The sequence below is a fragment of the Scandinavium tedordense genome (genome assembly GCF_024764965.1).
In the GTDB taxonomy this organism is placed as follows: Bacteria; Pseudomonadota; Gammaproteobacteria; order Enterobacterales; family Enterobacteriaceae; genus Scandinavium; species Scandinavium tedordense.
In genome coordinates this window covers 35,565-53,871 of record NZ_JALIGG010000056.1, presented here as the reverse complement: position 1 = coordinate 53,871, position 18,307 = coordinate 35,565, and the positions used below count along the sequence as shown (strand labels likewise).

Here is an 18,307-nt window from a genome sequence, read left to right as displayed (position 1 = left end):
GTCGTTCTCAGCGGTGTCCATAAACGCGCGGGCGCGTGTAATAGTCGATTAGTGGCACGGTAATGTTGGCCAACAGCGTCGCGAAGGCCACACCGTCTGGATAACCGCCGAAGTTACGAATCAGCCACACCAGCACACCAGCCAGTGCGCCGTAGAGCAGGCGACCACGATTGGTGGTGGAGGCGGTCACCGGGTCGGTCAGAATAAAGAAGGCACCGAGCATCGTCGCCCCGGACAAAATATGCAGCTGCGGTGAAGCCAACGATTCTGGCGAGAATGCCCAGCCGAGCGTAGCGCAGACGGCGAGTGTCGCCAGGAAACTCACCGGGATATGCCAGCGAATGGCACGTTGCCACAGCAGGAATAAGCCGCCCGCCAGATACGCAACGTTCACCCACTGCCAGCCAATGCCTGCCAGCGCGCCGTGATAAATCGTGGAATGAAGAATGTCATTAACGCTGTGGCCCGCGTGCAGCGAGGTTTTGAAAGTGTCCAGCGGTGTCGCCTGGCTAATGCCGTCAACACCCATTTGCAGTGCGTTGATATCTGTTCCAGTGACGGTATGTCCGCTGAGGATAATCTGCAGCGTATCCATCAGGTTCGGTGTATTAATCGCGATTTCCTGTGGCGGCAACCATGATGTCATCTGCACAGGGAAGGAAATCAGCAGCACCACGTAACCAATCATCGCCGGGTTAAACGGGTTATTGCCCAAGCCGCCATACAGTTGTTTGGCGATAATCACCGCGAAGGCCGTGCCGAGTACCACCATCCACCACGGCGCCATTGATGGAATACTGATAGCCAGCAGTAGCCCGGTGAGTAGGGCGGAGTTATCGCCCAACGTTTTACCAATTTCTTGTTTGCGCAGACGCAGAATAGCGGCTTCCGCGACCCAGGCCGTGACGCTCGCGATAAGGATTTGCACCAGCGTGCCCCAGCCGAAAAACCAGGTCTGAACGGCTATCCCCGGAACGGTCGCCAACAGAACCAGCAGCATAATGCGCGAGGTCTGGCGATGGTTGTGGGTGTATGGGGAGCTTGCGATTTTAAAGACCATTTATTCCTCGTTTACTGCCTGTTTTTCTGCTTTGCGTGCTTTCGCACGGGCGATAGCCGCTTCAACGGCGGCTTTACGCGGATCAATGGTTTCAGCCTCAGACTCGTTGGCTGCCTGCTGTGCCGCTTTGCGTGCTTTCGCGCGGGCAATCGCCGCTTCAACGGCAACTTTGCGCGGGTCGACTGCTTCGGCGACAGGCGTTTCAGCGGATTGCGATTCGGCTTTACGGGCTTTAGCACGGGCAATCGCGGCTTCAACGGCGGCTTTACGCGGGTCGACTGCTTCCGCAGCAGGCGTTTCAGCGGATTGCGATTCGGCTTTACGGGCTTTAGCACGGGCAATCGCGGCTTCAACGGCGGCTTTACGCGGGTCGACGGCTTCCGCAGCAGGCGTTTCAGCGGATTGCGATTCAGCTTTACGGGCTTTAGCACGGGCAATGGCGGCTTCAACCGCAGCTTTGCGTGGGTCGGCTGCGTCATTCACCGTGTCACTGTCGCTGTCGGTCCGGCGCTTTTCTGCCTGAGCAGCGCGCGCCAAGGCCTTGCGAGCTTCGCGTGCAGCAATCACTGCGCTGTTATCGGGCTGCGTACCGGCCTGTACAACCACAGGCTGCGTCGCCTGTTTTTGCTTATCACGCACACGATTCAGGGCGGCGTTAATCGCATCCTGATCCTGGGCGGCAGGCTGTGCTGCAGATTGTTTATGGCGCTCAAGGCGGGCGGCTTTATCACGCGCGAGTCGTGCGGCACGCGCTTCGAAGCGGGCTTTGGCCTCGGCCGCACGCTTTTCTTCCTGCTGGATGGTCGAGATTTCAGCCTTTTCCTGACGGAAATACTGCACCAGAGGGATATTGCTCGGACACACCCACGCACAGGCGCCGCATTCGATGCAGTCGGCCAAATTGTGCGCGGTGGCTTTGTCGTGCTGCTGGCCTTTGCTAAACCAGTACAGCTGCTGAGGCAGCAAATCTGCCGGGCAGGAATCGGCACAGGCGCTACAGCGAATACAGCTCTGTTCTTCTTCCGGTTCACCCATCTCGCGTGGGGAAGGCGCCAGCAGACAGTTGGTGATTTTAACCACCGGCACATCGAGCCAAGGCAGGGTAAAGCCCATCAGCGGGCCGCCCATAATCACCATTTGCTCCGGGCTTGGGCAGAAACCGGCGTCTTCCAGTAGATGACGCACCGGCGTACCCAATCGAGCCCAGACGTTACCCGGTCGGGAAACGGATTCACCGGTCAGGGTCACGACGCGTTCGGTCAGCGGTTCACCATCGATAACGGCGCGTTTAACCGCAAAGGCCGTGCCGACGTTTTGCATCAGTACGCCAATATCCGACGAACGACCGCCGTGCGGAACCTGTTTGCCGGTAAGAATCTGCGTCAGCTGTTTTGCACCGCCGGACGGATATTTGGTTGGGATCACCCGCAGGCTGATGCCATGCGCATCGGCCAGCACCGCACGCAACATCGAAATAGCCTGCGGTTTATTGTCTTCGACGCCGATCAGCACTTCTTTCGGCTGCAGAATACGCGCCAGAATGCGAATGCCGTCGACGATTTGCGCCGCGCAATCCTGCATCAGGCGGTCGTCGGCGGTAATATACGGCTCGCATTCAGCGGCGTTGATGATCAGCGTGTCGATTTTATCGCCGCCGCCTTTTAGCTTGATGCTGGTCGGGAAACCTGCGCCGCCGAGTCCGGCAACGCCGAAATCATGAATGCGCTCGATAAGTTCTTCGCGGCTGCGATTCTGCCAGTCGTTCCAGCCATCGCGATCAATCCAGCAGTCGTCGCCGTCGGCTTCGATAATGACGCTCATTTCGGCTAACGCGGATGGATGTGCGGTGGAGTGGGGCGCAATGGCGATAACGGTACCTGAGGTTGGTGCGTGCACCGGCAGCATACGGCCCCAGCCGCGGGTCAGCTGTTGGCCTCGCAGAACGCGATCGCCCGTGCTCACGGCCAGCTCGCCTTCGGCACCGATATGTTGTTTCAGCGGAATGACGTAGCGTTGCGCCAGAGGAACCTGGCGCAGCGGCGTGCCATTAGACTGGCTCTTCATTTCCGGAGGATGAATGCCCCCGTCGAAGTCCCAGATTTTGTCCTTTCTGAACGCGGAAAATAACTTAAGCATGGTGTTCCACTGGAATAATACGGACTGGAATGGTTTGCAGATCCCACTTCCAGCTCTCGGTCGTCTCTGCGACCGGAATTAATTCGATACATTGCGTCGGGCAAGGAGCGACGCAGAGATTACAGCCGGTGCACAGGTCGGTGACCACGGTGTGCATGGCGCGGGTGGCGCCAACGATGGCATCTACCGGGCAGGCCTGAATACATTTGGTGCAGCCGATACAGTTCGGTTCGTCGATAACCGCAATCAAGCGCACTGGCTCCACGGCTTGTTCGTCGCCGTCGATAGGCTGCGGTTCTACGTTAAGCAGAGTAGCGATTTTAAGCATCACCGCTTCGCCGCCTGGCGCACAGCGGTTGATTTTCTCGCCCTGGGCACCTACGGCTTCTGCGTAGGGGCGACAGCCGGGATACCCGCACTGGCCGCACTGGCTTTGTGGCAGGATTTCATCAATTTTTTCCACCACCGGATCATCCTCGACCGCAAAACGGCGCGAAGCGTATCCGAGAATGCCGCCAAAAATCAGGCCTAACAGGCTGAGGGCAGCGATGGCAATCCACACTAACGTCATTACACCTTCACCAAACCACTAAAGCCCATAAAGGCCAACGACATCAGCCCAGCGGTGATCAGCGCAATGGCGTTCCCGCGAAAGGGAGCAGGCACATTGGCCACCACGAGGCGTTCACGAATCGCCGCGAATAGCACCATGACCAGCGAAAAACCGACCGCCGCAGAGAAACCATACAGCGCCGATTGCAGGAAATTATGCCCAAGATTGATATTCAACAGCGCCACGCCGAGCACCGCACAGTTGGTGGTTATCAGCGGCAGAAAAATCCCGAGCAAACGATAAAGCGCCGGGCTGGTTTTACGCACCACCATTTCGGTGAACTGCACTACCACGGCGATGACCAGAATAAAGGCCAGTGTGCGCAGGTAAATCAGATTAAGCGGAATGAGGATCCAGGTATCAATCAGCCACGCGCAAACTGACGCAAGCGTCAACACGAAGGTGGTGGCGAGACCCATCCCCATGGCCGTTTCCAGTTTTTTGGAAACGCCCATAAACGGACACAGCCCAAGGAACTTCACCAAAACGAAGTTATTAACAAGGACGGTGCCGATAAAGAGCAGCAGGTAATCAGTCATATTGGACCTGGAACGAAAAAAAGCCGCCTATTATCGGTCAAACCGCAGCAGGCGACAACAGATTATCTGTAGGGTTATTACGGCTTGATGAAGGTCCGCTTCACGCGCTCTGAACGCTTGAAATACGGAACCAGCAGCGCGGTGGCCAGTAACGGGAAGAGCAGCTGGCGTAATGCGAGGGCATCGGACACCGGCGCGAAGGCAAAGGCTTTCACTGCAAGCAGTACTGAAATCAGCAGCCAGATAATGTAATGCTTAGGCACCAGCTTTCGGCGTTTAAAGAATGCCGCGGTTAGCCACAGGGTGTAACACCACATGCCGACTGCAAAAACCAGAGACAGTAGCCACAAACTTAAATTGGTCGTTGTTAATGCGGCCAGATTCGAACGTGCGGCAGGCGACAACAGCACACCTGCGTACAACAGGACAGCCAGCGAAGCGCTGAGTAAGGCCACAATGAGCCAGGCGAGCGGGGCGAGCAGCCAGCCACCAATACGTTCTTCTGTCGGTTCAGCGGACATTACTTCTCCAGAATCAGCGTCAGTCAAAAATGCAGGGCGAGAAGTATAAGCAACTGACGCGTGAGAAAACAGTCTTTATTGCACGTAGCGCCAGACGCTCTTCGGCACCTGGCCTACGTCGTAGAGACGCCCGCCGGAAACCAGTTCTGCGCGACGATGATCGGCCGCGCGATACATATTGACGATTTCTTGGGTATCGGTCAGCGAGTAATTAAGATGATCAAAAAGTTTTTCCAGACTTTCAAGAGAACTGATCTTTCGGAATTTTAATAAATAATCCTGAACGGTCATATTAGCGATCTTCCATTTTATAATGTTGTATTTATTAGGTAAAAATAACCTGGTGAGGGCAATCTTCGCCAGTCAGGGTAAGGGGATCAGGCGATAAGATTTGCATGGATTATTTAGGCTAAAAATGCCAAAAACAAGCACAGAAGGTGATTCTGTTGCTGTAAAATTTAAATTAAGAATTTTCCAAGCTGGATATCAGGCGCCGGACGGCGCCTGGTGAGGAAGACTAACGCTGTTCACCATGAGTGGCAATCACGTTTTGATACCAGAAGAAGCTCTTTTTACGCTTACGGGCCAGGTTTTGTTGGTGATCGACATAAACAAAACCGTACTGTTTTTTGTATCCGTTCAGCCAGCTCAATAAATCGATAAATGACCACGGATAATATCCGCGAACGTCAGCGCCTTGCGCTATAGCTTTTTCCATTGCGTCGATATGCATGCGCAAATAGTCGATTCGGGGCTCGTCGACAATTTCCCCGTCAATGATCGGGTCTTTTGCGCCAAGGCCATTTTCAGTGATATACATCGGAATATCGCCGTAGCGTTCTTTGATCATCATGATGCCGTCAGTTAACCCCTGCGGCCAGATTTCCCAATCCCAGTCGGTATAAACCCCCTCCGGATTACGGACGAATTTAAACAAGTCTTTGAAGCCGAATTCCGTGCCGCTGTTTGGCTCACCGTTGTGATTATGGGTAGTTTTCGTTTCATCTGGGTTGGCGACCACGGTTTCACGGCGATAGTAGTTCAAGCCGATAAAGTCACAGAGGTTGTTGCGCAGTAATTCGTCATCGCCCGGCTCAAAGCGGGGTACGTCCCACAGCGCCTGAGTTTGTGCCAGTAATGCTTCCGGGTAATGGCCTTTCAATACCGGGTCGTACAACCAGTGGGTGTGAATAGCATCGGCAATTTCTGTGGCAATTCGGTCTTCCGGGCTGTTGGTCAGCGCAGTGTGCGGTTGCAGCACGTTCACAAAACCGATATCGCCCTGAACGTTCATTTCGCGGAAGGCTTTCACCGCCAGCGCATGAGCGATAAAGACCTGGTGGCAGGCCTGAACGGCTCTGGCCGGGTCACGCACGGAAGGCGGATGGCTGCCGGTAATGTAGCCATGACCGATAAATACGATGGTTTCGTTGAAGGTCGCCCACAGCTTAACGCGGTCGCCGTAGCGCGAATAACACAGGCGCGCGTACTCTTCGAAGGCGTGTGCCGTCGAGCGAACTTCCCAGCCGCCTTCATCCTGCAAGGCCTGCGGCAGATCCCAGTGGTAAAGGGTAATCATTGGCACAATGTTGTGCGCCAGCAGGGTGTCTATCAAATCACTGTAAAACTTGACCCCGGCTTCGTTGACGGTACCACGCCCGTTGGGCAGCAGGCGAGGCCAGGAGATGGAAAATCGGTAGCTTTGCAGGCCCATTTCGGCCATTAGCGCCACGTCTTCTTGCATACGGTGGTAGTGATCTACGGCGACGTCGCCATTTGTATCCTGATAGGTCGTACCGGGGAGATGAGAGAATACGTCCCAGATGGAAAGTCCCTTACCATCTTCGTTATGCGCGCCTTCAACCTGATACGCGGCGGTTGCAGCGCCCCAGAGAAAGTCTTTCGGAAATGCGGCCATTACACGCTCCTTATCGATGAGATAAGTCCAGTGTAAGGAGTGAAGATATGAGTCTGCAACCGGTTTCAGAAACCGGTTACATAGTTGCGATCGAGGTCACTTTCTGGCGCTTACTTATGCGGCTGGGCCGCAACAGGCTGCTCTGGTGGCTGGTAATTATCAATATGATGCGCGGCAACGAGCAGCAAAACGCACACCCCAAGCACTATCCAGCCCACCAACTCGACAATGCGATTAAATACCATAGTCATAACAATCAATGTCCAAAATTATCCAGGGGCGAAATATTACCAGGAACACGGGTTTCGGGCCAGGGCGTTGCGGAACAATCTTGCGGTTTTTTTCACCAGTAGCTGAAAGTCACAGTGCTCGTAATGATGGAAGGGGGATAATGTTAATAATTGGTTGTGAGCATCCTGCATATGTTGTGAAATGGCAGACATCTACAGATGAGGGCGATAAAATGAGTGACACTATCCGGGTCGGATTAATAGGCTATGGCTACGCGAGTAAAACCTTCCACGCGCCGCTGATCAGCGGTACGCCTGGCATGGAGCTGGCGGCTGTTTCCAGTAGCGATGAAGCGAAGGTAAAAGTGGACTGGCCGGGGGTAAAAGTCGTCTCTGAGCCCAGGCATCTTTTCAACGATCCCAGCATCGATTTGATTGTCATTCCTACACCTAACGACACCCATTTCCCGCTGGCTAAAGCCGCGCTGGAAGCGGGCAAACATGTGGTAGTGGACAAACCGTTTACCGTGACGTTGTCACAAGCACGTGAGCTGGATGCACTAGCCCGTAGCCTGGGTCGACTGCTTTCCGTGTTCCACAACCGCCGCTGGGACAGTGATTTTCTGACCATGAAGGCATTAATTGCCGACGGTACGCTTGGGGAAGTGACCTTCTTTGAATCGCATTTCGATCGCTATCGTCCGGAAGTGCGTAACCGCTGGCGCGAACAGGGCGGTCCAGGCAGTGGCATCTGGTACGATCTGGCTCCGCATCTGCTCGACCAGGCGGTAAATCTGTTCGGCCTACCGGTCAGCCTGACGGTCGATCTGGCGCAGCTGCGTCCGGGCGCACAGTCCACGGATTATTTCCATGCTGTCCTGACTTATCCACAGCGTCGTGTGGTTTTGCACGGCACGCTGCTGGCTGCAGCGGAGTCTGCGCGTTATATCGTGCACGGCACGCGCGCAAGCTATGTGAAGTACGGTCTCGACCCGCAGGAAGAACGCCTGAAAAATGGCGAACGTCTGCCGCAAGAGGACTGGGGATACGACATGCGCGATGGTGTAGTAACGCGTGTGGATGGTGACGAGCGTACGGAAGAAACGTGGTTGACGGTGCCGGGCAACTATCCGGCGTACTACGCGGGTATTCGCGATGCGCTGAACGGCAGCGGTGAGAACCCGGTTCCGGCCAGCCAGGCGATTCAGATTATGGAATTGATTGAGCTGGGGATTGAATCAGCGAAACATCGTTCGACGCTGAGTTTGACCTGATTCTCATCGTCAATGCCTGACGGCGCGACTCCGGCTGGCCTACATTTTGCGTGTAGGCATGTAGGTATCGCGCCGCCGGGCGTTTTTTTAAGCTGCTTTTACTTTATCAATTAACGCCTGTTTCTCCTGCGCCGACAGGAACGCAATTTCCAGGCCGTTAATCTGCGCCTGACGAATCTGCGCCACCGAAAGGCCCGCAGCCGGGGCCGCAACTTCATACTCGTGAATAATGTCAATTCCCTGAACCGCCGGGTCGTCGGTGTTCAGTGACGCCAGCACGCCGTGTTCCAGGAAAACCTTCAGAGGATGACGCTCAAGTGACGGCACGGTGCTGGTCTGAATATTGGAGGTCAGGCAGGATTCAATGCCGATGCGCTGCTCTGCGAGGAAATCCATCAGGGCGCGATCTTCTACCGCCTTCACCCCGTGGCCGATACGCTCCGCGCCCAGCTCACGAATTGCCTGCCAGATGCTTTCCGGACCGGCCGCTTCGCCCGCATGGACGGTGATATGCAAGCCCGCGTCACGCGCGCGGTTGAAATGGTTGAGGAACAGGCTGCCCGGGAAGCCCAGTTCATCACCGGCCAAATCTAGCGCGGTGATACTGTCGCGATGGGTGAGCAGGGCGTTGAGCTCTTGTTCGCAGGCAGTTTCGCCGAAGGTGCGACTCATAATGCCAATCAGGTTCGCCTGAACCGGGAAGTCACGGCAGCCCTGTTTCACCCCGGCGATCACCGCCTCGACCACGCCCGCTACCGGCAGGTTGTGCGTCATCGCCATATAGCCCGGGGAAAAACGCAGTTCAACGTAGTGCAGGCCGTTACGTGCGGCATCTTCAATATTTTCGTAGGCGACGCGACGACAGGCGTCGAGATCCGCCAGCACCTTCACGCCCCAGTCGAGTTTGCTGAGGAAGCTGACGAGATCAGGCTCAAGGCTGATGACCTGCACATGCGGGCGCAGAGCGTCCAGAGTGGAAGCAGGAAGCGCAATATTATGTTGGCGACCGAGTTCAAGGATGGTTTGTGCGCGAATGTTGCCGTCAAGGTGGCGGTGAATGTCTGTCAGGGGCAGGTCTTTATTAATCATGGTCGCACTCTTTTTTTAGTTAAAGTGCGGCGTATTATAGAGTCAAAGCGGATGAAAAAGCCATTTTGCGCAACGAAAATCTCCGTTGCGCAACGGATTCAGCGGACGGCGTGAATGGCGTTGATCAAACCCTGAAGGCCACGCTCAAGTTTACTGCGCGGGCAGCCTGCATTCAGACGGACAAAACCATTGCCTTCTTCACCATAGGTATAACCCGGCATGATGGCCACTTTTTGCTGCTCAATCAGGACTTTTTGCAGCAGTTTGTCGTCAATATGCAGCGGGCGTAAATCAATCCACGCCAGATAGGTGGATTCTGGCGGCTGCCAGTTCAGTTCCGGAAACGCGGCGTTCAGCTCGCTGGCAATAAAGCCCATATTACCCTGCAAATAATCGCGCAGTGCATCCAGCCAAGGAGCACCTTGCTGATAGGCTGCAATGTGCGCGACCACTGCGGGAATCGATGGGGAAGAGAGTCCATCGCGACCTTTTAGCGCGTTGAGGTAAGCGTTGCGTGAGGTTTCATTGCCAATCAGGCCATACGCACCGGTGAGCGCCGGAATGTTGAAACTCTTGGAGCCAGAAGTGAACAGAGCCCAGTCGTTCTGCGCCACCTCGCACCACGGAATATGCCGATGTCCGTCCCACGTCATATCCATATGGATTTCATCACTGATCACTTTCACGTTGTGCTTCTGACACAGTGCCGCGATGGTGGTCAGCTCTTCACGCGTCCACACTTTCCCGGTCGGGTTATGCGGGCTGCACAGCAACAGCACTTTGTTCCGCGGCGCGGCGAGCACGCTTTCCAGCAGGGCCATATCGCAGGCCCAGCCTTCGGCCGTCTGGTGCAGTGGCACGGCGGCGATAGTACGCTGATTGCCTTCAATCGCTTTATAGAATGCGTCATAGGCCGGTGTTTGCACCACGATGCCATCTCCCACCTCTGACCATTGGCGGATCAGCTGGGAAACCATATAGATAACTGACGGTCCATACACCAGGTGTTCCGTGTTAATCGCGCTGTCAAAACGCGTCTGGAACCAGTGCTGAATGGCACCGAGAAACTCGTCATTTTTCCAGCGGCTGTAGCCGAGGACACCGTGGCTCAGGCGCTTGTTGATAGCCTCGAGCACGCAAGGCGCGGTCGGGAAATCCATATCCGAAATAGTGAAAGGCAGCAAATCGGCAACGCCGAAGCGGTCTGCGACGTAATCCCACTGAGTGCACCAGGTGCCGTGGCGGTCGACGACCGTTGAGAAATCAAACATCGGAAACTCCATTTCGGTAAAACGGGTGAGGAAACATTGTCCCCCTTCAGGGCGAAGGGGGAAAGGGGATTTACGCCTCGACGCTGTGCATCAGTGTCGCCATTTCATCTTTCACCGACTGCACCTGCGGGCCAATCACGACCTGCAGACTGTGCTGGTTCAGCTGGACCACGCCGATGGCACGGTTCGCTTTTAACGCTTCAACGTCGACCTTGGTCATGTCATCAACCGACAGACGAAGACGGGTCAGACAGTTATCGAGGTTAGTGATGTTATCTGCGCCGCCGAGTGCCGCCAGAATAGCCGGAACGTTGTAGCCCGATTTACCGATAGTACCTGTCATCGCTTTTTCCACACTGGATGCGGTTTCGATATCACGACCCGGCGTTTTGAGGTTAAAGCGGGTGATAGCGAAGCGGAAGATAGCGTAGTAGGCCACGAACCAGATGATTGCCACCACCGGCACCAGATACCACTTGGTCGCCAGGCCGTGCAGGATCCCGAATACCACGAAGTCGATGATGTTACCGTCGGTGTTACCGATGGTCACACCCAGTACCGCCATCACGGTGAAACCAAGGCCGGTCAGCAGGGCGTGGATAACATACAGTACCGGAGCCACGAACAGGAACAGGAATTCCAGTGGTTCAGTGGTGCCGCCCACAACGCAGGCAACCACGCCGGAGATCAGCAGGCCTTTAATTTTATGACGGTTTTCCGGACGTGCGCAGTGGTACATCGCCAGCGCAGCACCCGGCAGACCGCCGAGGAAGGCTGGCATTTTGCCCTGTGACAGGAAGCGGGTTGCGCTTTCGGAGAAGCCTTGCGTGGTCGGGCAGCTCAGCTGCGCCTGGAAGATAGTCAGTGCGCCGCTCACCGAATGACCGCAAACGTCCATGGTGCCACCGGCTTCAGAGAAGCGAATCAGTGCAACAAGGATGTGATGCAGGCCGAATGGCAGCAGTAGACGTTCACCGGTGCCGAAGATCATCGGACCAAACTCACCGGCTTCGTTAATCACGTAACCGAGGGCATTGATGCCTTTAGCAAAGACCGGCCAAATCAGCGGAATAACCAGTCCTACCAGACCGAGCACCACGGTGGTGATGATCGGCACGAAGCGAGTGCCGCCGAAGAATGCCAGCGCATCCGGCAGGCGAATGGTATGGAAACGCTCGTGCAGCATCCAGACGATAACGCCGCAGATAACCGCGCCGAGAATACCGGTATCAATCGACTGAATACCAATCACGTTCTGGATGTTGTTGGCTTTCAGAATGGCGGCATCCGTTGTCGGCAGAATGCCTTGTGCCGTCAGCCAGAAGTTGACGCCCAGGTTCATTACCGCGAAACCAACAAAGCCGGCAAAAGCGGCCACGCCTTTGTTGTCACGTGCCAGCCCCAGTGGGATAGCGATACAGAACATCACAGGCAGGAAGCTGAAGGCAAACGAGCCGACTTTACCCATCCAGATGAAAATGGCCTGCAGTAAAGGGGTGTCCAGCCACGGTAGCAGCGTAGTGACGTCATGGCTGCTCAGCGAGCTGCCGATCCCCATCATGATCCCGCAGAAAGAGAGTAGTGCCACTGGCAGCATGAAGGTTTTACCCAATTGCTGGAAAAATTCCCAGAAGGTGATTTTTGGTGCTGCTTTCGCCGTCATATAACGACTCCTTGTCCTGAGATTTCTGTTGGTGTTGTAGAATCCAGCAGAAAGATAAAACGTTTTACCACTTTTTATTGCGAGGTAAATCACACAATCCAACTCTGATAAGGTTTATAAATATAACCCATTGATAAAACGTTTTATCGCTACACAGGAGTGGCAAGCGGCGCATGGCCATTGCAAAAAAAGTCACCATTAACGATGTCGCGCATGCTGCTGGGGTGTCGGTCGCCACCGTTTCGCTGGTATTAAGTGGTAAAGGGCGTATTTCTACTGCCACGGGCGAGCGTGTCATTCAGGCGATTGAACATCTCGGATTTGTACGTAATCGCCAGGCGGCATCGTTGCGCGGCGGTCAAACGGGTGTTATCGGACTGATTGTCGGCGATCTCAGTTCACCCTTTTACGCAGAGCTGGCCGCTGGGCTTATCGAAGCCCTCGAATCGCAGGGCAAAATGGTGTTTCTCACTCAGGGTGGGAAGACGGGCGAGCACATGCTTCAGCGCTTCGATACTCTGGTGTCGCAGGGTGTGGACGGCGTGGTGATTGCCGGCTCGGTTGATCAGGGCATTGAACTGCGTGACAAAGCCGATGAAAGCGGGGTCCCGCTGGTATTTGCCTCGCGAGCAAGCTATCTCGATGACGTCGATTTAATCCGTCCCGACAACATGCAAGCGGCGCAAATGATAACCGAACATCTTATCCGACGTGGACACCAGCGCATCGCCTGGCTCGGTGGGTTGAGTGCGTCGTTGACTCGTGCGGAGCGCGTCGGTGGCTATTGTTCCACGCTGTTAAAATTTGGTTTACCGTTCCACAGCGAATGGGTCGTTGAGTGCGAAACCAGCCAGAAACAGGCGTCACAGGCGCTGACGCAGCTCCTTCGGCACAATCCGACCATCACCGCGGTAGTATGTTACAACAACGTGGTAGCGATGGGCGCGTGGCTGGGGTTGATGCGTGCGGGGTGGCAGAGTGGCGAGCATGCAGTCGATTACTACGATAAACGAGTCGCGCTGGCGGCGTTTGCTGATGTTCCGGAAAAAGATCTCGATGACGCACCGATGAGTTGGGTGATAACCCCGGCCCGGGAAATGGGAAAAAGCGTGGCGGAAAGAATGCTACAGCGAATCGAAGACAGAAAGAGCACGGCGCGTAATCAGATTATGCCGCCGCGGCTGGTCAAACAGCAGTAAAACCGGCAGCAGGGCTGCCGGTTCTTTTATCAGTTTGGCGCGATGGCCGGGGCTGCGTCTTCCGGCGCAGGTACAACTTGACCCTGTGGCGCAGTGGATGGTGCGTCACTCTGCGGGGCTGGAATAGCAACATCCGGCACGCCGAACATTCCGACAAAATCAGCCAGTGGCATTTTCTTTCCGTTCAGAGAGACCTGACCGTTCGAATATTGCAGGCTGGACTGAATATTGTTGTCCTGCTGGGTGGTGATGCGGAACATCTGACCCATCGCCGCCAGGCCTTTCACCTGCTGACTTGCCAGCTTCTCGGCATCGGCCTGCTGATAACCTTCCAGACGCGCTACCTGAGTCATAAACTCGGTCGCCATATCCATTGGGATAACCAGTTTGCTGTCGAGCGACTTAACGCTGCGATCGACTTCCTGCGCCAGTGTTTGCGGGGCGATGGTCGCCTGGGAAGGATCTTTCAGGAACAGTGACAGATTAAAGGTGGTTTCGCCCTTGCTGTTTTTCCAGCTCAGCGGTGCCACGGTAATCACCGGCTCGCCTTTCAGCAGGAGCGGCAGGGCGCCGAAGAACGCTTCGGTCACTTTCTGCTGATACACTTCCGGATTATCCATCACGCCAGGCTGCGCAAGCAGGGCCTGAACCTGGCCGTTGTACTGCTGGCTGAACTGGTGCCACGCCTGGCCGTCAATCTGACCAATTTTCAGCGCCAGTTTGCTGCTGCCCATGTCCTGGCCCTGAAGCTTCAGGCTGTTGAGCGCGTAGTCCAGCGTTGCGTCGATGGTTTTACCGTCTTTCGACAGGTTGGATTTACCGTCGATGGTCATGCCGTCGAGAAGCGCCAACTCTTTGCCTTCCACGGAAATCGCCATTTTATCCAGTGTCACTTTCTGATTGCCAATGCGTTCTGCGAAGCTGGTGAGCTTGCTGTCGCCGCTGGTTTTCAGGTTGTTGAAAGTGACCTGTACTTTCTGGTTGTATTCGTTAACCGCGTTAATCACGCCGCTTTCCATGTCACCGTTCAGAGCGAAAGCGTTGCCATCGCGGTCTGCATCAAGCTGGAATTCACCGCCGCTGAAAGCGACTTTCTCTTCGCCTTTTTCATAATTTAACGGTTTAAGGCTGATGTCGGAGCGGGTGTCACCGGCATAGCTGATGCGGGTGCTGATATCAAATGGAGACTGGCCTTTCGCCAGTTCGAACAGTTGTTTACTGGCCTCGTTATTCACCAGTTTTGACTCAACGGTCGCCATCGCCGGAGCGAGATTAAAGGTTTTTAGCGACGCCAGAGGGAACGGACCGTGAGAAACGTTTTCATCCAGTACGATGGTCTGACCGGGTTTCAGCCAGCTGCTTTTCGCGCCGTCTACCGGTTTAACCACCATCTGAAGATGGCTGCTGAACACGCCGCGCTGGTAGTTTTGATAGGCCAGCTGAATACCGGCTTCCGGCGCGGTGCTTGCGAGCTGCGCATTGGCCTGCGCAACCATATCGGTCAGACGGCCTTCCAGCTGTTTACCGGTGTACCAGGAGCCCCCGGTCCACACCACTCCTAAAGCCACAATAATTCCAACTGCAACCAGCGATTTTTTCATAGCGTTTGTCCATAAAATAAAAACAGGCGGAATCGTCCGCCTGTGAGGTCGTTAGGCTGCCTCAAGCTTAGCAAGAGTTGCCCCGATCTTCAGTATTTACTTGAGCTTATTAAAAACCCGTGCGACACGGCCGACACCGCTCAGATTAACCGGTGATTCGTTGGCGGAGACAAAAGCGGACTCACCAGGCTTCAGCACCAACTGCTGTTCACCTTTACGCAATACCGCTTCGCCTTCAACACAAAACAGGATCGCAGCGCTCTGCTGAGCAACGTCGGCACCCGCCGTGCTTAGGTCGTGCAAAGAGAAAGCAAAATCATCGACCGGAATTGGGAAATCAAGCTCAGAACCGTTTTTAGCCGGCTGCGTCAGCAGTTCGGCCGCCGGTTTCGGCGTGAATTTCACGTTCGCCACCAGCTCTGGAATGTCGATATACTTCGGCGTCAGACCCGCACGAAGTACGTTATCGGAGTTCGCCATCACTTCCAGCGCCACACCCTGCAAGTAAGCATGTGGGGTTTCTGCGAACAGGAACATTGCGTCGCCTGGATTGAGTTTCACCACGTTCAGCAGCAGCGGCGAGAACAGACCGCTGTCGTCCGGGTAGAACTGAGCGATAAAGCGAATGGTTTCCCACGGCTCGCCCTGCTGGCTGTTGAGTGCGGCTTTGAGTACGGCCAGCGCCCGGGATTTTTCCTCTCCCTGCATATTCAGCAGGCTGGCGAACAGTTGACTCAGTCGCTCGGCGCTCGGGTCTTGCAGGAAATGGGCGATAGCGGTGTGCGCCCCAGAAACCGGCTGCAGCAGAGAGACGATGTCGGAAAACTCGCGGAAAGCGTTCATCGCCAGGAACGGGGTGAGGGCGAATACCAGTTCCGGTTTGTGGTTCGGATCTTTGTAGTTACGCTCGGCTGCGTCCAGCGGAATACCCGCGGCGTTCTCTTTGGCAAAGCCGTCTTCGGACGCTTTCTTATTCGGGTGAACCTGAATAGAGAGCGGGTTATCGGCGCACAGCACTTTAAACAAGAACGGCAATTCACCGAAACGGTCGGCAACGTTTTTGCCCAGCAGTGCGGCTTTATCGGCGTCGATAACGTCACGCAGACTGCGGACCTGGCCGCTGGTGTCGGTTATCTTCGAGCTGCTCTTCGGATGCGCACCCATCCAGAGTTCTGCCATTGGCAGGTTATCCGGGTTGGCGATACCGTAGAGTTCCGTTAACGCAGTTTTACTACCCCAGGCATAGTTCTGCACTGAGTTGATGAGTTTTTGCATTATCAAGCCCTGTATTCATAAGGAAATTATCTGTTCGTATTAAACCAATAAACCGCACAGAAGTAACCTTCTCAGGGAAAAAGTCGTACTAGTCTCAGTTTTTGTTAAAAAGTTGTGTAGGATATGCGGACTCGCTTTTCCCAGGGTCTATGGAAAACTGACCCGTGAACTAATCAGCCAACGTCGTAAGTGAGAGTACAATGTCGAACAAACCCTTTATCTATCAGGATCCTTTTCCTCTGAAAAAGGATGACACCGAATATTATCTCCTCAGTAAAGACCACGTCTCTGTTACCGAATTTGAAGGCCAGGAAATCCTTAAAGTAGACCCGCAGGCGCTCACGCTGCTGGCCAAACACGCCTTCCACGATGCCTCCTTTATGCTGCGCCCGGCGCATCAGCAGCAGGTCGCCGATATCCTGAATGATCCGGAAGCCAGCGAAAACGATAAATACGTAGCGCTACAGTTTCTGCGCAACTCTGATATCGCGGCGAAGGGTATTCTGCCGACCTGTCAGGACACCGGCACGGCGATCATCGTCGGTAAAAAAGGCCAGTGCGTCTGGACCGGCGGCGGCGATGACGCGGCACTGGCCCGCGGCGTGTATGACACCTACATCGAAGATAACCTGCGCTATTCACAGAACGCGCCGCTGGACATGTATAAAGAGGTCAACACGGGGACCAATCTGCCTGCGCAGATTGACCTCTACAGCGTCGACGGCGAAGAGTACAAGTTCCTGTGCATCGCCAAGGGTGGCGGTTCCGCCAACAAAACCTATCTGTATCAGGAAACCAAAGCGCTGATCACCCCGGCGAAGCTGAAAGGTTATCTGGTCGAGAAAATGCGTACGCTCGGTACCGCTGCGTGCCCGCCGTATCACATCGCGTTTGTGATTGGCGGTACGTCCGCAGAAGCGACGCTGAAAACGGTTAAACTGGCGTCGACTAAATACTATGACGGCCTTCCGACCGCTGGTAACGAGCACGGCCAGGCGTTCCGTGACATTCAGCTTGAGCAGGAATTACTGCTTGAAGCGCAAAACCTCGGCCTCGGTGCGCAATTCGGCGGTAAATACTTCGCCCATGACATTCGCGTGGTGCGCTTGCCGCGTCACGGTGCGTCGTGTCCGGTGGGAATGGGCGTATCCTGTTCCGCAGACCGCAACATCAAAGCGAAAATCAACCGCGAAGGCGTGTGGATTGAGAAGCTGGAACACAATCCGGGCAAGTATATTCCTGAAGAAATGCGCAACGCCGGAGAAGGCGAAGCGGTAAAAATCGACCTCAACCGTCCGATGAAAGAGATCCTTGCCCAGCTTTCTGACTTCCCGGTTTCCACTCGTCTGTCGCTGAACGGCACCATTATTGTGGCTCGCGATATCGCCCATGCGAAACTCAAAGAGCGCATGGACAACGGAGAAGGTCTGCCGCAGTACGTGAAAGATCACCCGATTTACTACGCAGGCCCGGCCAAAACGCCGGAAGGGTATGCGTCGGGCTCTCTCGGCCCAACCACCGCCGGGCGTATGGATTCCTACGTCGACCAGTTACAGGCGGAAGGCGGCAGCATGATCATGCTCGCCAAAGGCAACCGCAGTCAGCAGGTGACTGACGCGTGTCACAAACACGGCGGGTTCTACCTCGGCAGCATTGGCGGCCCGGCAGCCGTCCTGGCGCAAGGCAGCATCAAAAGCCTCGAGTGCATCGAATACCCGGAGCTGGGGATGGAAGCCATCTGGAAAATCGAAGTTGAAGATTTCCCCGCGTTTATCCTGGTGGACGATAAAGGTAACGATTTCTTCCAGCAGATTCAGTCGTCGCAGTGCGACCGCTGCGTGAAGTGATAACAGGCCGCTCCTCGGGGCGGCTTTTTTTTGGCACATTGCGATAAAACAAAAGTTAAAAAGCTTCAATA

Annotated in this window: 16 protein-coding genes; 3 read left to right on the top strand and 13 right to left on the bottom strand. The window is 55.1% G+C overall.

Annotation, left to right across the window (positions count from 1 at the left end):
• Nucleotides 1-7: 7 nt before the first annotated feature.
• From rsxD to blr, 8 genes are all read right to left on the bottom strand, one after another.
• Nucleotides 8-1,060: an electron transport complex subunit RsxD gene (gene rsxD, locus MUU46_RS13385; protein ID WP_258965762.1), complete on the bottom strand. Its 1,053-nt coding sequence runs from the start codon at nt 1,058-1,060 to the stop codon at nt 8-10.
• A complete protein-coding gene (rsxC, locus tag MUU46_RS13380) occupies nt 1,061-3,196 on the bottom strand; it encodes an electron transport complex subunit RsxC (RefSeq protein WP_258965761.1) in 2,136 nt (711 codons plus the stop codon).
• On the bottom strand, nt 3,189-3,767 hold the full coding sequence (gene rsxB, locus MUU46_RS13375) for an electron transport complex subunit RsxB (protein WP_159756154.1): 579 nt from the start codon (nt 3,765-3,767) through the stop codon (nt 3,189-3,191). The genes rsxC and rsxB overlap by 8 nt, the downstream gene beginning before the upstream one ends.
• Nucleotides 3,767-4,348, bottom strand: coding sequence for an electron transport complex subunit RsxA (gene rsxA, locus MUU46_RS13370; protein ID WP_159756157.1), 582 nt, complete (start codon nt 4,346-4,348; stop codon nt 3,767-3,769). Before rsxA ends, rsxB begins: the two co-directional genes overlap by 1 nt.
• Before the next feature lie 77 nt (nt 4,349-4,425).
• Nucleotides 4,426-4,869 (bottom strand): DUF2569 domain-containing protein, encoded by a 444-nt coding sequence (locus MUU46_RS13365; RefSeq protein WP_159756160.1) that lies wholly within the window; start codon nt 4,867-4,869, stop codon nt 4,426-4,428.
• Between the two features lie 75 nt (nt 4,870-4,944).
• Nucleotides 4,945-5,160 (bottom strand): transcription modulator YdgT, encoded by a 216-nt coding sequence (gene ydgT, locus MUU46_RS13360; RefSeq protein WP_159756163.1) that lies wholly within the window; start codon nt 5,158-5,160, stop codon nt 4,945-4,947.
• Nucleotides 5,161-5,386: 226 nt separating this feature from the next.
• Nucleotides 5,387-6,787, bottom strand: coding sequence for a GH1 family beta-glucosidase (locus MUU46_RS13355; RefSeq protein ID WP_258965760.1), 1,401 nt, complete (start codon nt 6,785-6,787; stop codon nt 5,387-5,389).
• A 110-nt stretch (nt 6,788-6,897) separates the two neighbouring features.
• Entirely contained in the window at nt 6,898-7,038 is a 141-nt protein-coding gene (gene blr / locus MUU46_RS13350) for a division septum protein Blr (protein ID WP_159756169.1), read from the bottom strand.
• Nucleotides 7,039-7,250: 212 nt separating this feature from the next.
• Between blr and MUU46_RS13345 the strand changes: the two genes are divergently transcribed.
• The gene (locus MUU46_RS13345; protein ID WP_159756172.1) at nt 7,251-8,291 is read left to right on the top strand and encodes an oxidoreductase; all 1,041 of its coding nucleotides are present in this window, start codon (nt 7,251-7,253) and stop codon (nt 8,289-8,291) included.
• Nucleotides 8,292-8,378: 87 nt separating this feature from the next.
• On the opposite strand, the gene add is transcribed toward MUU46_RS13345, so the two are convergent.
• From add to malX, 3 genes are all read right to left on the bottom strand, one after another.
• A complete protein-coding gene (add, locus tag MUU46_RS13340; protein ID WP_258965759.1) occupies nt 8,379-9,380 on the bottom strand; it encodes an adenosine deaminase in 1,002 nt (333 codons plus the stop codon).
• A gap of 98 nt (nt 9,381-9,478) precedes the next feature.
• Nucleotides 9,479-10,651, bottom strand: coding sequence for a MalY/PatB family protein (locus tag MUU46_RS13335; protein WP_258965758.1), 1,173 nt, complete (start codon nt 10,649-10,651; stop codon nt 9,479-9,481).
• A 70-nt stretch (nt 10,652-10,721) separates the two neighbouring features.
• On the bottom strand, nt 10,722-12,314 hold the full coding sequence (malX, locus tag MUU46_RS13330; protein ID WP_258965757.1) for a maltose/glucose-specific PTS transporter subunit IIBC: 1,593 nt from the start codon (nt 12,312-12,314) through the stop codon (nt 10,722-10,724).
• Between the two features lie 173 nt (nt 12,315-12,487).
• Between malX and MUU46_RS13325 the strand changes: the two genes are divergently transcribed.
• On the top strand, nt 12,488-13,513 hold the full coding sequence (locus tag MUU46_RS13325; RefSeq protein ID WP_258965756.1) for a Mal regulon transcriptional regulator MalI: 1,026 nt from the start codon (nt 12,488-12,490) through the stop codon (nt 13,511-13,513).
• Nucleotides 13,514-13,542: 29 nt separating this feature from the next.
• Here MUU46_RS13325 and MUU46_RS13320 read toward each other — a convergent pair whose 3' ends face one another.
• Both MUU46_RS13320 and manA read right to left on the bottom strand, forming a co-directional pair.
• Nucleotides 13,543-15,114 (bottom strand): YdgA family protein, encoded by a 1,572-nt coding sequence (locus MUU46_RS13320; protein WP_159756186.1) that lies wholly within the window; start codon nt 15,112-15,114, stop codon nt 13,543-13,545.
• A 96-nt stretch (nt 15,115-15,210) separates the two neighbouring features.
• Nucleotides 15,211-16,389 (bottom strand): mannose-6-phosphate isomerase, encoded by a 1,179-nt coding sequence (gene manA, locus MUU46_RS13315; RefSeq protein WP_159756189.1) that lies wholly within the window; start codon nt 16,387-16,389, stop codon nt 15,211-15,213.
• A 200-nt stretch (nt 16,390-16,589) separates the two neighbouring features.
• Between manA and fumA the strand changes: the two genes are divergently transcribed.
• Nucleotides 16,590-18,236, top strand: coding sequence for a class I fumarate hydratase FumA (gene fumA, locus MUU46_RS13310; RefSeq protein WP_258965755.1), 1,647 nt, complete (start codon nt 16,590-16,592; stop codon nt 18,234-18,236).
• The last annotated feature ends 71 nt before the right edge of the window (nt 18,237-18,307 follow it).

Bases quoted from the DNA above. Each gene is read 5' to 3' on its own strand.
- rsxD (WP_258965762.1), bottom strand. From the start codon at position 1,060: ATGGTCTTTAAAATCGCAAGCTCCCCATACACCCACAACCATCGCCAG.
- rsxC (WP_258965761.1), bottom strand. From the start codon at position 3,196: ATGCTTAAGTTATTTTCCGCGTTCAGAAAGGACAAAATCTGGGACTTC.
- rsxB (WP_159756154.1), bottom strand. From the start codon at position 3,767: ATGACGTTAGTGTGGATTGCCATCGCTGCCCTCAGCCTGTTAGGCCTG.
- rsxA (WP_159756157.1), bottom strand. From the start codon at position 4,348: ATGACTGATTACCTGCTGCTCTTTATCGGCACCGTCCTTGTTAATAAC.
- MUU46_RS13365 (WP_159756160.1), bottom strand. From the start codon at position 4,869: ATGTCCGCTGAACCGACAGAAGAACGTATTGGTGGCTGGCTGCTCGCC.
- ydgT (WP_159756163.1), bottom strand. From the start codon at position 5,160: ATGACCGTTCAGGATTATTTATTAAAATTCCGAAAGATCAGTTCTCTT.
- MUU46_RS13355 (WP_258965760.1), bottom strand. From the start codon at position 6,787: ATGGCCGCATTTCCGAAAGACTTTCTCTGGGGCGCTGCAACCGCCGCG.
- blr (WP_159756169.1), bottom strand. From the start codon at position 7,038: ATGACTATGGTATTTAATCGCATTGTCGAGTTGGTGGGCTGGATAGTG.
- MUU46_RS13345 (WP_159756172.1), top strand. From the start codon at position 7,251: ATGAGTGACACTATCCGGGTCGGATTAATAGGCTATGGCTACGCGAGT.
- add (WP_258965759.1), bottom strand. From the start codon at position 9,380: ATGATTAATAAAGACCTGCCCCTGACAGACATTCACCGCCACCTTGAC.
- MUU46_RS13335 (WP_258965758.1), bottom strand. From the start codon at position 10,651: ATGTTTGATTTCTCAACGGTCGTCGACCGCCACGGCACCTGGTGCACT.
- malX (WP_258965757.1), bottom strand. From the start codon at position 12,314: ATGACGGCGAAAGCAGCACCAAAAATCACCTTCTGGGAATTTTTCCAG.
- MUU46_RS13325 (WP_258965756.1), top strand. From the start codon at position 12,488: ATGGCCATTGCAAAAAAAGTCACCATTAACGATGTCGCGCATGCTGCT.
- MUU46_RS13320 (WP_159756186.1), bottom strand. From the start codon at position 15,114: ATGAAAAAATCGCTGGTTGCAGTTGGAATTATTGTGGCTTTAGGAGTG.
- manA (WP_159756189.1), bottom strand. From the start codon at position 16,389: ATGCAAAAACTCATCAACTCAGTGCAGAACTATGCCTGGGGTAGTAAA.
- fumA (WP_258965755.1), top strand. From the start codon at position 16,590: ATGTCGAACAAACCCTTTATCTATCAGGATCCTTTTCCTCTGAAAAAG.